This is a genomic window from Thauera sp. 2A1, assembly GCF_009469595.2.
Taxonomy (GTDB): domain Bacteria; phylum Pseudomonadota; class Gammaproteobacteria; order Burkholderiales; family Rhodocyclaceae; genus Thauera.
In genome coordinates this window covers 228,484-243,072 of record NZ_SSXV01000003.1, presented here as the reverse complement: position 1 = coordinate 243,072, position 14,589 = coordinate 228,484, and the positions used below count along the sequence as shown (strand labels likewise).

At 66.9% G+C, this 14,589-nt stretch carries 13 protein-coding genes; 12 read left to right on the top strand and 1 reads right to left on the bottom strand.

Translation table 11 applies throughout. The features are described from left to right. Positions 1–15: 15 nt before the first annotated feature. The 12 genes from asd to purF all read left to right on the top strand — a co-directional run bounded on the left by asd (position 16) and on the right by purF (position 13,721). Entirely contained in the window at positions 16–1,149 is a 1,134-nt protein-coding gene (asd, locus tag GH664_RS04770; RefSeq protein ID WP_153166970.1) for an aspartate-semialdehyde dehydrogenase, read from the top strand. Between the two features lie 190 nt (positions 1,150–1,339). Then, positions 1,340–4,600 carry a FimV/HubP family polar landmark protein gene (locus GH664_RS04765; RefSeq protein WP_153166969.1) on the top strand — a complete coding sequence of 1,087 codons (3,261 nt, stop codon included), beginning with the start codon at positions 1,340–1,342 and terminating at the stop codon, positions 4,598–4,600. Between the two features lie 23 nt (positions 4,601–4,623). Further along, positions 4,624–5,268: a CbiQ family ECF transporter T component gene (locus GH664_RS04760; protein ID WP_228111383.1), complete on the top strand. Its 645-nt coding sequence runs from the start codon at positions 4,624–4,626 to the stop codon at positions 5,266–5,268. Beyond that, the gene (truA, locus tag GH664_RS04755; RefSeq protein ID WP_153166968.1) at positions 5,265–6,062 is read left to right on the top strand and encodes a tRNA pseudouridine(38-40) synthase TruA; all 798 of its coding nucleotides are present in this window, start codon (positions 5,265–5,267) and stop codon (positions 6,060–6,062) included. The genes GH664_RS04760 and truA overlap by 4 nt, the downstream gene beginning before the upstream one ends. After that, complete coding sequence (locus GH664_RS04750) at positions 6,063–6,686, top strand: phosphoribosylanthranilate isomerase (protein ID WP_153166967.1); 624 nt, start codon at positions 6,063–6,065, stop codon at positions 6,684–6,686. It begins immediately after the preceding gene. Continuing rightward, entirely contained in the window at positions 6,673–7,887 is a 1,215-nt protein-coding gene (gene trpB / locus GH664_RS04745; RefSeq protein ID WP_153166966.1) for a tryptophan synthase subunit beta, read from the top strand. The genes GH664_RS04750 and trpB overlap by 14 nt, the downstream gene beginning before the upstream one ends. 41 nt (positions 7,888–7,928) lie before the next feature. Further along, on the top strand, positions 7,929–8,753 hold the full coding sequence (trpA, locus tag GH664_RS04740) for a tryptophan synthase subunit alpha (RefSeq protein ID WP_153166965.1): 825 nt from the start codon (positions 7,929–7,931) through the stop codon (positions 8,751–8,753). Further along, positions 8,750–9,622, top strand: a complete 873-nt coding sequence (gene accD / locus GH664_RS04735; RefSeq protein ID WP_153166964.1) for an acetyl-CoA carboxylase, carboxyltransferase subunit beta — start codon at positions 8,750–8,752, stop codon at positions 9,620–9,622. The genes trpA and accD overlap by 4 nt, the downstream gene beginning before the upstream one ends. A gap of 19 nt (positions 9,623–9,641) precedes the next feature. Beyond that, on the top strand, positions 9,642–10,940 hold the full coding sequence (folC, locus tag GH664_RS04730; RefSeq protein ID WP_194270325.1) for a bifunctional tetrahydrofolate synthase/dihydrofolate synthase: 1,299 nt from the start codon (positions 9,642–9,644) through the stop codon (positions 10,938–10,940). 12 nt (positions 10,941–10,952) lie between these two features. Further along, positions 10,953–11,663, top strand: a complete 711-nt coding sequence (locus tag GH664_RS04725; protein WP_153166962.1) for an SPOR domain-containing protein — start codon at positions 10,953–10,955, stop codon at positions 11,661–11,663. Positions 11,664–11,671: 8 nt separating this feature from the next. Beyond that, the gene (locus GH664_RS04720; protein WP_153166961.1) at positions 11,672–12,163 is read left to right on the top strand and encodes a CvpA family protein; all 492 of its coding nucleotides are present in this window, start codon (positions 11,672–11,674) and stop codon (positions 12,161–12,163) included. Positions 12,164–12,173: 10 nt separating this feature from the next. Beyond that, positions 12,174–13,721 carry an amidophosphoribosyltransferase gene (gene purF, locus GH664_RS04715; RefSeq protein ID WP_153166960.1) on the top strand — a complete coding sequence of 516 codons (1,548 nt, stop codon included), beginning with the start codon at positions 12,174–12,176 and terminating at the stop codon, positions 13,719–13,721. A gap of 61 nt (positions 13,722–13,782) precedes the next feature. On the opposite strand, the gene GH664_RS04710 is transcribed toward purF, so the two are convergent. Continuing rightward, complete coding sequence (locus tag GH664_RS04710) at positions 13,783–14,568, bottom strand: UDP-2,3-diacylglucosamine diphosphatase (RefSeq protein WP_153167012.1); 786 nt, start codon at positions 14,566–14,568, stop codon at positions 13,783–13,785. Positions 14,569–14,589 lie beyond the last annotated feature (21 nt).

The window sequence follows — 14,589 nt, the reverse complement described above, 5'->3', positions numbered from 1 at the left end:
CTGAGAGGTAAGGCAATGAATCGAGTCGGTCTGGTCGGCTGGCGCGGAATGGTCGGTTCCGTGCTGATGCAGCGCATGGTGGAAGAGGGCGATTTCGCCCTTATCGAACCGGTGTATTTCTCCACCTCCAACGCGGGCGGCAAGGCGCCGGTGTTCGGCGGCAAGGAAGCGGCGGAGACGCTGCAGGACGCGATGAACATCGATGCGCTCAAGGCGTGCGACATTGTCATCACCTGCCAGGGCGGCGACTACACCAAGGAGGTGTATCCGAAGCTGCGCGCAACGGGCTGGAAGGGGCACTGGATCGACGCCGCGAGCGCGCTGCGCATGGAAGACAACGCGGTCATCATCCTCGATCCGGTCAACCGCAACGTCATCGACGCCGCGCTCGCCAAGGGCGGTCGCGACTGGATCGGCGGCAACTGCACCGTGTCGCTGATGCTGATGGGCCTGGGCGGCCTGTTCAGGCACGGCCTGGTTGAGTGGATCTCGGCAATGACCTACCAGGCCGCATCGGGCGCGGGCGCGCAGAACATGCGCGAGCTGATCGCGCAGATGGGCACCATCCACGACTCGGTGAAGGATCTGCTCGCCGATCCGGCTTCGGCCATCCTCGAGATCGACCGCAAGGTCGCCGAGACCATACGTTCGGATGGCTTCCCGAAGAAGAACTTCCGCAACACGCCGCTGGCGGGGAGCCTGATTCCGTGGATCGATGTACCGGTCGAGCACGGCCAGAGCAAGGAAGAATGGAAGGGCGGTGCCGAGTGCAACAAGATCCTCGGCAACGCGCCTTTCCGCGCCGCCGGCTCGATCCCCATCGACGGCCTGTGCGTGCGCATCGGCGCGATGCGCTGCCACTCGCAGGCGCTGACGATCAAGCTGAAGAAGGACGCGCCGCTGGACGAACTCACCGACATCATCGGCAGCGCCAACCAGTGGGTGAAGGTCGTGCCGAACGAGCGCGAGATCACCGAGCGCGAGCTGACGCCGACCGCCGTCACCGGAACGCTGACGGTCCCGGTTGGCCGGTTGCACAAGCTGGCGATGGGCAACGATTACCTCGGTGCGTTCACCGTGGGCGACCAGTTGCTGTGGGGTGCCGCCGAGCCGCTGCGCCGCATGCTTCGCATCCTGCTCGAGCGCTGATCATCAATACCCCGCCGGGGATGCTCCCCGGCGGCATCTGGCCTGAAGTCGGCACTTCGTCACGACCAATGGCCTTGCAAATGGAATGGTTGCTGCGTGAAGTACGCTGGGATGCTAGATTGCCAGGCAGGTCGCCTGGGCGGGCGTCTCAGGGACGAGGCTTGGGGAGATACGCAGGTTGAAGAAACTCATGAAGACGTCGCTCAAGGCTTCGCTGATCGCGCTGGCGATCGCCTCGTTCCCGGTGGGTAGCCAGGCGGCCGGGCTGGGACAGATCAACGTTTTCAGTGGGCTCGGACAGCCGCTCCGGGCGGAAATCAGCGTAAACGCCACGCCGCAGGAGCTGCAGTCGCTCACTGCCCGCATTGGTTCGCCCGACGCCTTTCGCGCGGCGAACATCGCATACTCTGCGGCAGCCGCGAGCGTGCGTGCCAGCCTCGACGCGCGCAGCGGCAGGCCGGTCATCCGGTTGTCCAGCGCGCGGCCCATCAACGATCCTTTCGTGGAGTTACTCGTCGAGCTGAACTGGGCCTCGGGTCAGTTGGCGCGCGACTACACCTTCCTGCTCGATCCGGTCGACCTGTCGACGCCCAAGCCGGTGGCCGCGCGCATCGAACCTGCTGCCGTAGCTCCCGCGCCAAGAATGCCGGCGCCGGCTCCGGCCGTGCGCGAGACCGAGCGCGAGACCGAACGCGAACGGGCTCCCGCCAGCGTGGCAGCTCCGGATCGCTATACCGTCAAGCGTGGAGACACGCTGCGCAGCATTGCCGGCAACATTGCGCCAGCGGGAGCCAACCTCGACCAGACATTGATCGCGCTCTTCCGTGCCAATCCGACAGCGTTCGAAGGTGGCAACATCAATCGGCTCAAGGCTGGCGCGGTCCTTTCCATCCCCTCGGCAGACCGGGTACAGTCCGTGACCCCGGTCGAGGCGAGGCGGGAAATCCTTGCCCAGGCGGCCGATTTCGATGCCTACCGCCGGCGTCTCGCGGGCGCAGTGGCTGAGCGCGCGGAGCCCGCCGAGGTTGCTGCCGAGCAGGCAAGCGGCGGTCGCATCGTGCCGAAGGTGGAAGAAGCCCGGCCGGCCGCCGAGTCGAAGGACAAGGTGCGCGTCTCCCGCTCAGAAAAGCTGGGCGAGGGTGACACCACCACGCGCCTGCAAGCACTCGAGGAGGAGCTTGCCTCCCGCGAAAAGGCGCTGCAGGACGCAAATGCGCGGCTCGCCCAACTCGAGCAAAGTATTCGCGACATGCAGAAGCTGCTGGAAGTTCGCAGCGGCGCGCTGGCGCAGGCGCAGCAGCAGGCGGGCGGCACGCCGCGTTCGGAGGCAGGCTCGCCCGCGGCGCCGGCGGCGCCCGCCGCCGTGGCGCCTGCGGCGGCTCCCGCAGAGCCGCCAGTCGCACAACCGACGCCAGCCGATGTTGCCGCCAAGAGCCCGGCCGCGGAGAGTGCGCCGGCGGCCAAGCCCGCTGAGCCCGTGCCTGCCCCGGTGCCTGCGCCGGCAGCAGAGCCCAGGCCGGAGCCGAAGCAGACCCGTGCTGCGCCCCCGCCGCAGCCACCCGAGGAGCCTGGCGTCGTCGACTCGCTGCTCGCCGATCCCTCCACGCTGGCGGCTGGAGGCGGCGTGGCTGCCCTGCTGCTTGCCCTGGTGGCGCTGAAACTGCGGCAGCGCCGCAGTAAAGAGGCAGTGGGGGCTGACGAGAGCGGTCATGCGGGCGCGACACAGCCGGCCGAGCCGGGCACTGTCTTCGGCGAGACGGGCGGGCAGAGTGTCGACACCGGCAACAGCATGCTGATGACCGATTTCAGCCAGACCGGGCTCTCTGCGATCGACACTGACGAAGGGGTCGATCCCGTGGCAGAGGCCGACGTATATATGGCCTATGGACGGGACGCGCAGGCGGAAGAGATCCTGCAGGATGCGATGAAGGCCGATCCCGACCGTGCCGCGATCCATCTCAAGCTGCTCGAGATCTACGCCCAGCGCAAGAGCCTGAAGCAGTTCGAGATGGTGGCTGCCGAGCTTTACGCGCGTACTGGTGGGCGTGGCGCGGATTGGGAGCGTGCCGCGTTGATGGGGCGCAAGCTGGATCCGGACAATCCCCTGTATGGAGACCAGGTCGCAGCGCGCACCGAAGGCCTGGCTGGCGCCGGCGCAGTCGCGCGCGCGGCGGTCCCGGCGGCGACTGCGGCCGGGTTGGCGGGTGTTGCGATGGCAGCCGCGATGGCATCGAAGCCGGCGGAAGCCGAGGATTTCACCGCCACGGTCCCGCAACAGGAGCCTGCCGAGCCTGAGATCGGGGGGGGCGTTGAAGAGCTGTCCGCGCTGGACTTCACCGCCTCGCTGCCGGTCGAGCCGGCCCAGTCGCAGTTCAAGGATACCTGGACGCGTCCTGGAGCACTCGGCCAGTTTTCCGGCGAGGGCGAGCCCGATGCGGGCGGCGCGTCCGCGGCCGAGGATGGCTCGCGCGGCAGCGCCGCCGGGCAACTGCCGTCAGACGGCGCTGTGATCGATTTCGACCTCGGCCTTGACGAACCGGAGCCGGCTCCTGTGGCAACGCTCGACAGCGCCCAAGACGCTGCGCAGGTGGGCGAACCGGAGGACCAGGGCCTGACTTTCGATCTCGACATCGGCGAGCCGGAACTCTCGGCGGCACCGGTTCTGCAGGCGCGGGAGATTCCTGCTGCAGCGACGGCGGCGGAGGAGGGCTTCGAGGAGGTGGCGAGCGCCTTCGATTTCGAGCTTCCTGATCTCGATCTCGAGCCTTCGGAAGCGTCGACTCCGGATCTGGACGCCACGATGGTCGACGCGGCGCCGCTGCGGTTCGAGCCCGAGACCACCGCGCTCGGAATGGATTTCGAATCTGCTGCCGAGGCGCCGGATCTGACCGGGAACGCGGCATCTGACCTGAAGGCGACCTTCGTCGCGCCTGATGCCCCGTCCTTCGATCCCGACGCCACCGCGCTTGACCTCGATTTCGATTTCCCTGACCTGGCCGGCGGCATCATCGCCGAGCCACCCCGGGAGCGGCCGGTTGCGCCCCCCCCGGGGGCGGAGGCCGCAACGCAACCAGAGATGGATCTGGAGAAATCGAGCTTCGATCCTGGCCTGTTGGACTTCGATTTCGACATCGAGCCCGCATCCGCAGCGGCGTCGGCCGCGGTTGCGCCCAGCCTCGACCTGACCTCGCTCGACCTCGATCTCAACCTGCTCGATTCGGCCGAGACGGCGCCGGTCGATGCGGTGCGCGATGCCGCTCAGATGGCACCGGCGACGAGCGAGGAACGGTCCGAGAATTTCGAGGAAATCGAAACCAAGCTCGAGCTGGCGCGCGCCTATGAAGAGATGGGCGACAAGGAGGGCGCACTGGAACTCCTCGACGAGGTGTTGCGCGAGGGGGGCGCACAACAGCAGTCCGTAGCGCGCGACATGATTGCGCGGCTGGGCTGAGCCTTGCCGTGCAGGCGTGACGCTTGATCCTGGCGCACGCCGCCGGTCGCTCCGGAACGATGCATTCGGGCTTCCTTCTCCTGCTTTGGCTGCTTGGCGTGGCGCTGGTGCAGTTCTTGCCGGGCAGTGCGCTGGCCGGCGTTGCACTCGGCTGTGGTCTGCTCGCCTATTTGCTCGCTGGTTCGCGCGTGTCGCGGCTGCTGCGTCGAACGCGCTTCCTGCTGCTGGCGATCTTCGTCCTTTTCGCGTGGTTCACACCGGGCGAGGCGGTCCTCGTCGCGTGGCCGCACGTCAGCCCCACGCATGAGGGCCTGCGCCTGGCTGCAGAGCATCTCGCGCGCCTTTTTACGGTCGTGAGCAGCGTCGCCGTGCTCCTCGACCAGCTTGCCCCCGAGCGCCTGGTAGGCGGCTTGCGCGCCCTGTGTCGCCCCTTGGGCTGGGTCGGCCTGCCTGCTGATCGGGTGGCGGTGCGCCTGCTGCTCGTGCTGCGCTACGTCGAATTCTCCAGCGAGGATGGTCTTGTCGACTGGCATGTCTGGCTCCTCGGCGAAGGCCCGGTCGCGGCCCCGGAACGGCTGCATCTGGCGGTGGAGCAATTCGGCCTGCGCGAGGTGGTGTTCGGCGCATTCGTGCTGGGGGGGTGTCTCCTGTGGTGGACGCTCGCATGACGCGTATCGCTCTTGGCGTCGAATATGCTGGAGACGCCTTCGAAGGCTGGCAGAGCCAGGCGCACGGACGTACGGTCCAGGACGTCCTGGAAGCGGCCCTGGCGAAGATCGCCGGCGAGCCGGTGCGCCTGCACTGTGCCGGTCGCACCGACACGGGCGTGCACGCCACCGCCCAGGTTGCGCACTTCGACACCGGCGCGATCCGCCCTGCCTCGGCCTGGGTGCGCGGCGTCAACGCGAACTTGCCGCCAGCGGTCGTGGTGCGTTGGGCAGTCGGGGTGGATGCGGATTTTCATGCCCGCTTTCTTGCCTACGAGCGCCGCTACCGCTATGTGCTGTTCAACGCGCCAACGCGGCCGGCTCTGCTGGCCGGTCGGGTGGGGTGGTTCCACCTGCCGCTCGACGAATCCGCCATGGCGGCGGCAGTTCGCCATCTGGTGGGGGCGCACGATTTCACGACCTTTCGTGCAGCCGGTTGCCAGGCGCGCAGCCCCGTGCGCCTGATGCACGAGGCAGGCGTGCGCCGCGAGGGACAGTTCCTCGTGTTCGACTTCCGCGCCGATGGCTTCCTGCATCACATGATCCGCAACCTCGTCGGCGCGCTGGTTTATGTGGGCAAGGGCCGGTACGCCCCGGAGTGGATGGCCCAAGTGCTGGCAGCGCGTGATCGCAGCCTGGCAGCGCCGACCTTTGCGCCCGACGGCCTGTACCTGTGCGGTGTGAGCTATCCCGCGCGATGGTCGCTGCCCGGCGATGGGCGTATCATCGCGCTGCCCCAGCTTCCCCTGATCTGAATGTCCCGAACCCGAATCAAGATTTGCGGCCTCACGCGGGCCGAGGACGTGTGCGCGGCCGTCGAACACGGCGCCGACGCGATCGGCTTCGTGTTCTATCCGCCCAGTCCGCGCGCGATCAGCTTCGATCGCGCGGCCGAACTGGTCGCGCTGCTGCCTCCGTTCGTGACGTCAGTCGGCCTTTTTGTGAACCCCGAAGCCGCTTTCGTGTCGGAAGCCTTGTCACGTTTGCCGCTGCAATTGTTGCAGTTCCACGGGGATGAGTCCGACGCCGATTGTGCGCGCTACGGACGACCCTGGATCAAGGCGGCACGGATGCGCCCGGGGGTCGATCTGCTAGAATTCGTGACTTTACATCCCGGTGCGCGGGGCATTCTCCTGGACGCTTTCGTCGACGGCTATGGCGGCGGCGGCAAGACGTTCGACTGGTCGCTGATACCCGCGGGCTTCGGGCGCCCGCTGATCCTGTCCGGCGGCCTCGACGCCGACAACGTCGGCGAGGCGGTGCGGCGCGTGCGGCCGTGGGCAGTCGATGTGTCCAGCGGAGTGGAGAGTGCAAAGGGAATCAAGGATGCGGCGAAGATCGCCGCATTCATCGCCGGAGTTCGACATGCAGATGGCTGACACGCCTTACCAGTTTCCTGACGCCAGCGGCCACTTTGGGCCTTTTGGCGGTATCTTCGTTGCCGAAACCCTGATCCCGGCGCTGGTCGAACTGCGCCAGGCCTACGAGGCCTGCCAGAACGATCCGGCCTTCATCGCCGAGTTCGAATATGAGTTGAAGCATTTCGTCGGCCGCCCCAGCCCCATCTACCACGCCCGACGCCTGTCGGAAAAACTTGGCGGCGCGCAGATCTACCTCAAACGCGAAGACCTGAATCACACCGGCGCGCACAAGGTGAACAACTGCATCGGCCAGGCGCTGGTCGCGCGCCGGATGGGTAAGCCGCGGGTGATCGCAGAGACCGGCGCGGGACAGCACGGGGTGGCGACGGCGACGGTCGCCGCGCGCTATGGCATGGAGTGCGTGGTCTACATGGGCTCCGAAGACATCAAGCGCCAGGCGGCAAACGTCTACCGGATGAAGTTGCTGGGTGCCACCGTGGTGCCGGTCGAGTCCGGGTCGAAGACGCTCAAGGATGCGCTGAACGAGGCGATGCGTGACTGGGTCACCAACATCGCCGACACCTTCTACATCATCGGCACCGTCGCCGGCCCGCATCCTTACCCCATGATGGTGCGCGACTTCCAGACGGTGATCGGCAAGGAATGCCTGGTGCAGATGCCCGAACTGATCGGGCGTCAGCCCGATTACGTGCTCGCCTGCGTGGGCGGCGGCTCCAACGCCATCGGCATCTTTCATCCTTATCTGGACGTGCCGGGCGTCAAGCTCATCGGTGTCGAAGCGGCAGGCGAGGGCATTGCCACCGGCCGCCATGCGGCGCCGCTCACTGCCAACGCCAAGGCCGGCGTGCTGCACGGCAACCGTACCTACCTGATGCAGAACGAGGACGGCCAGATCATCGAGACGCACTCGATTTCGGCGGGCCTCGACTACCCCGGCGTCGGCCCGGAGCATGCGTGGCTGAAGGATTCGCACCGGGCCGAATACGCCGCAGTGACAGATTCGGAGGCGCTGCAGGCGTTTCACGACCTGTGCCGGCTCGAGGGCATCATCCCGGCGCTGGAGTCCTCGCATGCCCTCGCGTACGCGGCCAAGCTCGCGCCGACGTTGCCGCGGGACCGTGTCCTGCTGGTGAATCTGTCCGGTCGTGGCGACAAGGACATGCACACGGTCGCCGAGCGTTCCGGCATCCAGTTCTGATCATTCACCCGGGCCGCCAAGCGGCCCGTTCTGACTCCCCCATGTCCAAAATCCAATCCACCTTCCAGCAACTGCAGGGCGCGGGCCGCAAGGCCCTGATTCCCTTCATTACCGCGGGCGATCCCGATGCCTCGCTCACCGTGCCGCTGATGCACGCACTGGTGGCGGGCGGCGCGGACATCATCGAGCTTGGTGTGCCGTTTTCCGACCCGATGGCTGACGGTCCGACCATACAGCGCGCATCCGAGCGCGCGCTTGCGCAGGGCATGAGCCTGCGCAAGGTGTTCGACATCGTGCGCACGTTCCGCACCGAGGATGCCGATACGCCGGTCGTGCTGATGGGCTATGCGAACCCGATCGAGGCGATGGGTGTCGGTCGCTTCGTTACCGATGCAAAGGCCGCGGGCGTCGATGGCGTGCTGGTGGTCGACTATCCTCCTGAGGAATGCGTCGAGTTTGCCGCCTCGGCCAGGGCTGCCGGGCTCGATCCGATCTTCCTGCTGGCGCCCACGTCCACCGAGCAACGATTCGCCGATGTGGCACGCGCCGGTAGCGGTTACATCTACTATGTGTCGTTGAAGGGCGTGACCGGCAGCGGCAAGCTCGACCTCGACGAGGTTGCACGGCGTATCCCGGCAATCCGCGCGGCCGTCGGCATGCCGGTGGGTGTCGGCTTCGGCATCCGCGATGCGGCGAGCGCGAGGAGCATCGGTGCGGTGGCCGATGCGGTGGTGATCGGCAGCCGCATCATCGAGGAAATTGAACAGAGCCCGCGCGATGCGGTGGTTGCCAATGTCACTGCGTTCATGCGCGGCATCCGCGAGGCGCTCGACAGCCTCGCTCCTGGGGTGGGAGTGAAGTCATGAGCTGGCTGCAAAAGCTGCTGCCGCCCAAGATCAAGCGCAGCGAATCCGCGAACCGCAACAAGTCCATTCCGGAAGGCCTGTGGAGCAAGTGCACCGCCTGCGAGGCGGTGCTGTACCGCTCCGATCTCGAGAGCAACCTCAATGTCTGCCCGAAATGCGGCCATCACCAAAGGCTGCGGGCGCGCCAGCGGCTGGATCTGCTGCTCGATGCCGAGGGGCGCTTCGAGATCGGTGCCGAGGTCATTCCTGTCGATCCGCTGAAGTTCAAGGATTCGCGGAAATACCCCGAGCGCCTGTCGGCTGCGGTGTCGGACACCGGGGAAGCGGATGCGATGGTCGTCATGCAAGGCGCGATCCTGACGGTGCCGGTGGTCGTTGCCTGCTTCGAGTTCGAATTCCTTGGCGGATCAATGGGATCGGTCGTCGGCGAGCGATTCGTGCGCGGTGTTCGAGCTGCCCTCGAGCAGCGCGTGCCCTTCATTTGCGTCACCGCCTCGGGCGGCGCGCGCATGCAGGAAGGTCTTTTCTCGCTGATGCAGATGGCCAAGACCACGGCCGCGATCACCCAGCTCGCAGAGCGCAAGCTGCCCTTCGTGAGCGTGCTGACCGATCCGACGATGGGTGGCGTATCGGCGAGCTTCGCCTTCATGGGCGACGTGGTCATTGCCGAGCCGGGCGCGCTGATCGGCTTCGCTGGCCCGCGTGTGATCGAGCAGACCGTGCGCGAGAAACTGCCGGAAGGCTTTCAGCGCTCCGAGTTCCTGCTCGAAAAGGGCGCGATCGACATGATCGTCGACCGCCGCCAGATGCGCGACCAACTGGCCAAGCTGCTGGCCCTGCTCTTGCGGCAGGCGCCGGTCGGCTCCTGACGCGAGGGCGATGCCGCAGATGTCGTTGCCGCAAACGCTGGACCAATGGCTCGCCCTTCTCGAAGGGCGGCATGTACAAACGATCAAGCTCGGGCTGGAGCGCGTCCGGGCAGTCAGGGCGGCGCTCGGTGCCGACCCGGAGTCGGCGATCATCACCGTCGGTGGCACCAATGGCAAGGGCTCGACCTGTGCGATGCTCGAGTCGATCCTGCTCGCCGAGGGCTACCGCGTGGGCTGCTATACCTCGCCGCATCTGCTGCGCTACAACGAGCGGGTCCGCATCGATGGCAAGGAGGTTAGCGACGAACAACTCGTCGAGGCCTTCTCGCGCGTAGAGGCGGTGCGCGGTGACACGCCGCTGACCTATTTCGAGCACGGCACGCTGGCGGCGTGGTCGGTCTTCCAGCAGGCCGCGCCGGACGTGATCATCCTCGAGGTCGGCTTGGGCGGGCGGCTCGACGCCGTCAATGTGTTCGACGCCGACTGCGCCATCGTCACCAGCGTGGCGATGGACCACATGGATTATCTCGGCGACACGCGCGAGGCGATCGGCTACGAGAAGGCCGGTATCTTCCGCGCCGGCCGCCCGGCCGTATGCGGCGATCCGCAGCCGCCCGCCTCCTTGCTGGAGCATGCCGAGGCGATCGGGGCGCGACTGTGGGTCAGTGGTCGGGACTTCGGTTTCGGCGGCGACCGGCAGCAATGGGGTTACTGGCGCTACGGTGCGCCGATCGCCCAAGGCGCGCTCGCGAAGCGTGCAGGCCTGGCTTATCCGTCCTTGCGCGGCGCCAACCAGTTGCTCAACGCGGCGGCAGTGATCACCGCCCTCGACGCGCTGCGTGACCGCGTGCCGGTCTCCATGCAGGCGATTCGCGAGGGCCTGATGCTGGTCGAAGTTCCCGGCCGCTTCCAGGTCCTGCCCGGCCGTCCTGCCGTGGTACTCGACGTCGCGCACAACCCGCAGGCGGCGGGTGTGCTGGCCGAGAACCTCGGCAGCATGGGCTTCTACGCGGAGACGCACGCCGTCTTCGGGATGCTGCGCGACAAGGACGTCGATGGCGTGATCGCGCTGATGCGCGGACGGGTTGACCACTGGTTGCTCACCGATCTGCCCGGGCCGCGCGGGCTCAAGGCAGAGGAACTGGCACTGCATATGCGTACGGTTGGCATCGACGCGGACATTCGCTGCTTCGCCTCGCCTGACGAAGCTTATGCCGCAGCGCAAAAGAGTGCTGCCGAGGGTGATAGAATCGTCGTTTTCGGCTCTTTCCTGACTGTCGCGGACGTGCTCGCGGCGATCCGGGCCGAACGTCACTGACAGAGCTTTCCGGTGAGCGACGCAGACAATCTAGAGATCAAGAAGCGCGCGCGCAGGCGCCTTGTCGGTGCGGCAGCGCTTGCGCTGCTGGCTGCCGTCGTGCTGCCGATGATGATGGACCAGGAACCGCGCCCGGTGAGCCAGGACATCCAGGTTTCCATTCCGGACCGCGAGGCCGACAGCGCGCTGTCGCGCCCGATCGCAAATGCCGACCAGGCGGCAGCCGACGCTGCCGCCGTCTTCTCGCCCGAGGAAACGCCGGCCGCTGGCGCGGCAGCCGAAGAGCCTGCGGCAAAGGTGCCGCCGACCGCCAAGAGTGCCGAGCCGCAGCGGCAGGCGGTGCGACCGGACGCGAAAACCGAGCCCAAGGCGGAGGCGAAGAGCGATCCCAAGCCGGAGCCGAAAGCCGAGTCCAAACCATCGAAGGCTGCTCCTTCCGATACGGCTGCTGCAGAGGCGGCACGTGCGCGCGCTGCCCTCGGTGGTGACGAGCCCTCTCCACGCCGCGAGGCCTACGTCGTCCAGGTCGGCGCCTTCGGCGACGCCGAGAAGGCAGCCCGCATCGCCGCCGAACTCAAGAAGCAGGGATTCGCGGCCTACACTGAAAAGGCCGGCAGTGTGACGCGTGTGCGTGTCGGCGCGCTGGATGGCCGTGAAGCGGCCGAGAAAGCGGCAGCAAGGCTCAAGGCGCAGGGGTATTCGCCGGCCGTGAGTCCGCGCTGAGTCGAGTGATGACGGCCTTCGACTACGTTTTCCTTGGTGTGCTTGCCGTTTCGGCGGCGGTGGGGCTGTGGCGCGGTATCGTGAGCGAGGTCATGGCGCTGCTCGCCTGGGTGCTTGCACTGGTCGCCGCCTGGCGCTACAACGACAGCGCCGCCGAGCTTTTCAGCGGCCTGATCGCGGAGCCGGTGTGGCGTCAGGTCGCCGGAGTCGCCCTGATCGTGATCGGCGTGCTGTTGGTGGCGGCGCTGCTTCGCTACCTGCTGCGCAAGCTGCTGCAGGCCGTGGGCCTGGGCGCCGCGGACCGTTTCTTCGGGGCGTTGTTCGGAATCCTCCGCGGCCTCGCCGTGGCCTTCGTCGGGGTGCTGATCGGTGGCCTCGCCGGCCTGTCGATCCAGCCCTGGTGGGCTCAGGCGATGTTCTCGCCGCCGATGGAAGCGGCGGTCATCGCCGCCAAACCCTGGCTGCCGCAAGCGGTAGCCGACAAAGTTCGTTTCAGATAGGCAGGCTTTCATGTGCGGAATTCTTGGCGTCGTCGCCACCTCTCCGGTCAACCAACTGCTGTATGACGGGCTGCAGGTGCTTCAGCACCGCGGGCAGGATGCCGCAGGGATCGCAACGTCCGAGGGCGGGCGCTTTCACATGCACAAGGGCTCCGGCCTGGTGCGGGACGTGTTCCGCACCCGCAACATGCGCAACCTGGCGGGCAACTGGGGCATCGCCCATGTGCGCTATCCGACCGCCGGGTCGGCTTACAACGCCGCGGAAGCGCAGCCCTTCTATGTCAATTCGCCGTTCGGCCTGCTGCTGGCGCACAACGGCAACCTCACGAACTCCGTCGCGCTCAAGCGCGAGATGTTCCTCTCCGACCTGCGCCACATCAACACCAACTCCGACTCGGAAGTGCTGCTCAACGTGCTGGCACACGAGCTGCAGGCCGCATGCAATGGCCTCAAGCTGGACGAGGAGGCGGTGTTCCGCGCGGTGGCGGGCGTCCATCGGCGCTGTCGCGGCGCGTATGCGGTGGTGGTGATGATCGCCGGCTACGGCCTGCTGGCCTTCCGCGACCCCTATGGCATCCGTCCGCTGGTCATTGGCCGCAACGACACCGATGCAGGCACCGAATGGCTGGTGGCGTCGGAATCGGTGGCGGTCGATGTGCTGGGCTTCAAGCTGCTGCGCGACGTCGCGCCGGGCGAGGCGGTGTTGGTCGACTCCCTGGGTAACTTCCACAGTCGCCAGTGCGCCACCAAGACAGTCGAGGCGCCGTGCATGTTCGAGTTCGTCTACCTCGCGCGGCCCGACTCCATCATCGACGGCGTCTCCGTATACGAGTCGCGGGTGAAGATGGGCGAGTTCCTGGCGGAGAAGGTGAAGCGTACCCAGCCGCACCTGGACATCGATGTGGTCATCCCGATCCCCGACTCGAGCCGGCCGTCAGCGATGGAGCTGGCGCACAGGCTGGGGCTGCCGTATCGGGAAGGGTTCGTGAAGAACCGCTACATCGGCCGCACCTTCATCATGCCGGGCCAGGCCACGCGGCGTAAGTCGGTGCGCCAGAAGCTCAACACCATTCCGCAGGAGTTCCGTGGCAAGCGCGTGCTGCTGGTCGACGATTCGATCGTTCGCGGCACCACGAGCAAGGAAATCGTGACTATGGCACGCGAGGCTGGCGCGACCAAGGTGTATCTGGCATCGGCCGCGCCGCCGGTGCGCCATGCCAACGTCTACGGCATCGACATGCCCACGCGCTCCGAACTGATCGCTTCCGACCGCAACGAGGCCGAGATTTGCCAGGCCATCGGCGCCGACGGGCTGATCTACCAGGACCTGGATGACCTGAAGGCTGCGGTGCGCGCGGTCAATCCGGCGATCAACTTCTTCGAGACGTCCTGCTTCGACGGACACTACATCACCGGTGACATCACCGTCGAATACCTGAACGGGGTCGAGAACCAGCGAGGCGAGCTCAAGCCTGCCACCGGCGATCACTCCGACAACAGCGACGACGCGGATGGGGGGCAGCTCGACCTCAACCTTGCCTCCGGCGGTGACAACTGATCCGGCGGCGAGGCGCCGAATGCGAGACATGAACGAGCATCTCGCACACGAGCCGGTCAGTTCATTCAGGCAGCACCTGACCCCGACCACCTGACTCCGGCCTGAATCCGTGGCCGTCATAGCGAAGCCAGCAGGCCTCGCCGCGCCAGTCCGGAAGCACCCAACGTGCGCAGTCGTGACCGTCTACGTCCAGCCGATGGCAGGCAGGGCGATGGGTGTGGCCGTGCACCAGGGTCGGATACGCGTTGTCGCGCAGCAGCGCGGCGACCGCCTCGGCATTGACGTCCATGATCTCCATCGACTTGCCGGCCTTCGCCGCCTCGCTTTTCTGCCGCAGGCCGGCGATGAAGGCCTTGCGCGCGGGCAGCGGCTGGGCGAGGAAACCGGCCTGCCACGCAGGGTCGCGCACCTGGCGTCGATAGGCCTGGTACGCCACGTCGTCGGTGCATAGCGCGTCGCCGTGGGCGAGCAGCAGCACCGGGGCATCCTCATTGTCGTCGTCGGCGAAGCGCACCCGCGCCGGATCCTCGAGCAGGGTCGCGCCGATCGCCGCGGCGAACGCCGGTCCGGCGAGCAGGTCGCGGTTGCCGGTCATGAAGAAGACCGCGGTGCCGCTGTCGGCAAGCGCGCGGATGGCCGCGGCGATGCGAGCGTTGAACGGCGTCGCGAGGTCGTCGTCGCCCGCCCAGTATTCGAACAGGTCACCGAGGATGAAGACGCTCGCCGCCTGCCGTGCCGGCCCCTGCAGGAAGGCGAGGAAGGCGGCGACGTTGGCGGGTTCGTCCTCGCTCAGATGAAGGTCAGAAATGAACAATGCCGGAAGCGGCGCGCGCGCGGCTTCCGGCATCAGCGTGGCGCGGCCGCCGTC

Coding starts and splice junctions, on each gene's coding strand:
- asd (WP_153166970.1), top strand. CDS start 16: ATGAATCGAGTCGGTCTGGTCGGCTGGCGCGGAATGGTCGGTTCCGTG.
- GH664_RS04765 (WP_153166969.1), top strand. CDS start 1,340: ATGAAGACGTCGCTCAAGGCTTCGCTGATCGCGCTGGCGATCGCCTCG.
- truA (WP_153166968.1), top strand. CDS start 5,265: ATGACGCGTATCGCTCTTGGCGTCGAATATGCTGGAGACGCCTTCGAA.
- GH664_RS04750 (WP_153166967.1), top strand. CDS start 6,063: ATGTCCCGAACCCGAATCAAGATTTGCGGCCTCACGCGGGCCGAGGAC.
- trpB (WP_153166966.1), top strand. CDS start 6,673: ATGCAGATGGCTGACACGCCTTACCAGTTTCCTGACGCCAGCGGCCAC.
- trpA (WP_153166965.1), top strand. CDS start 7,929: ATGTCCAAAATCCAATCCACCTTCCAGCAACTGCAGGGCGCGGGCCGC.
- accD (WP_153166964.1), top strand. CDS start 8,750: ATGAGCTGGCTGCAAAAGCTGCTGCCGCCCAAGATCAAGCGCAGCGAA.
- folC (WP_194270325.1), top strand. CDS start 9,642: ATGTCGTTGCCGCAAACGCTGGACCAATGGCTCGCCCTTCTCGAAGGG.
- GH664_RS04720 (WP_153166961.1), top strand. CDS start 11,672: ATGACGGCCTTCGACTACGTTTTCCTTGGTGTGCTTGCCGTTTCGGCG.
- purF (WP_153166960.1), top strand. CDS start 12,174: ATGTGCGGAATTCTTGGCGTCGTCGCCACCTCTCCGGTCAACCAACTG.
- GH664_RS04710 (WP_153167012.1), bottom strand. CDS start 14,568: ATGCCGGAAGCCGCGCGCGCGCCGCTTCCGGCATTGTTCATTTCTGAC.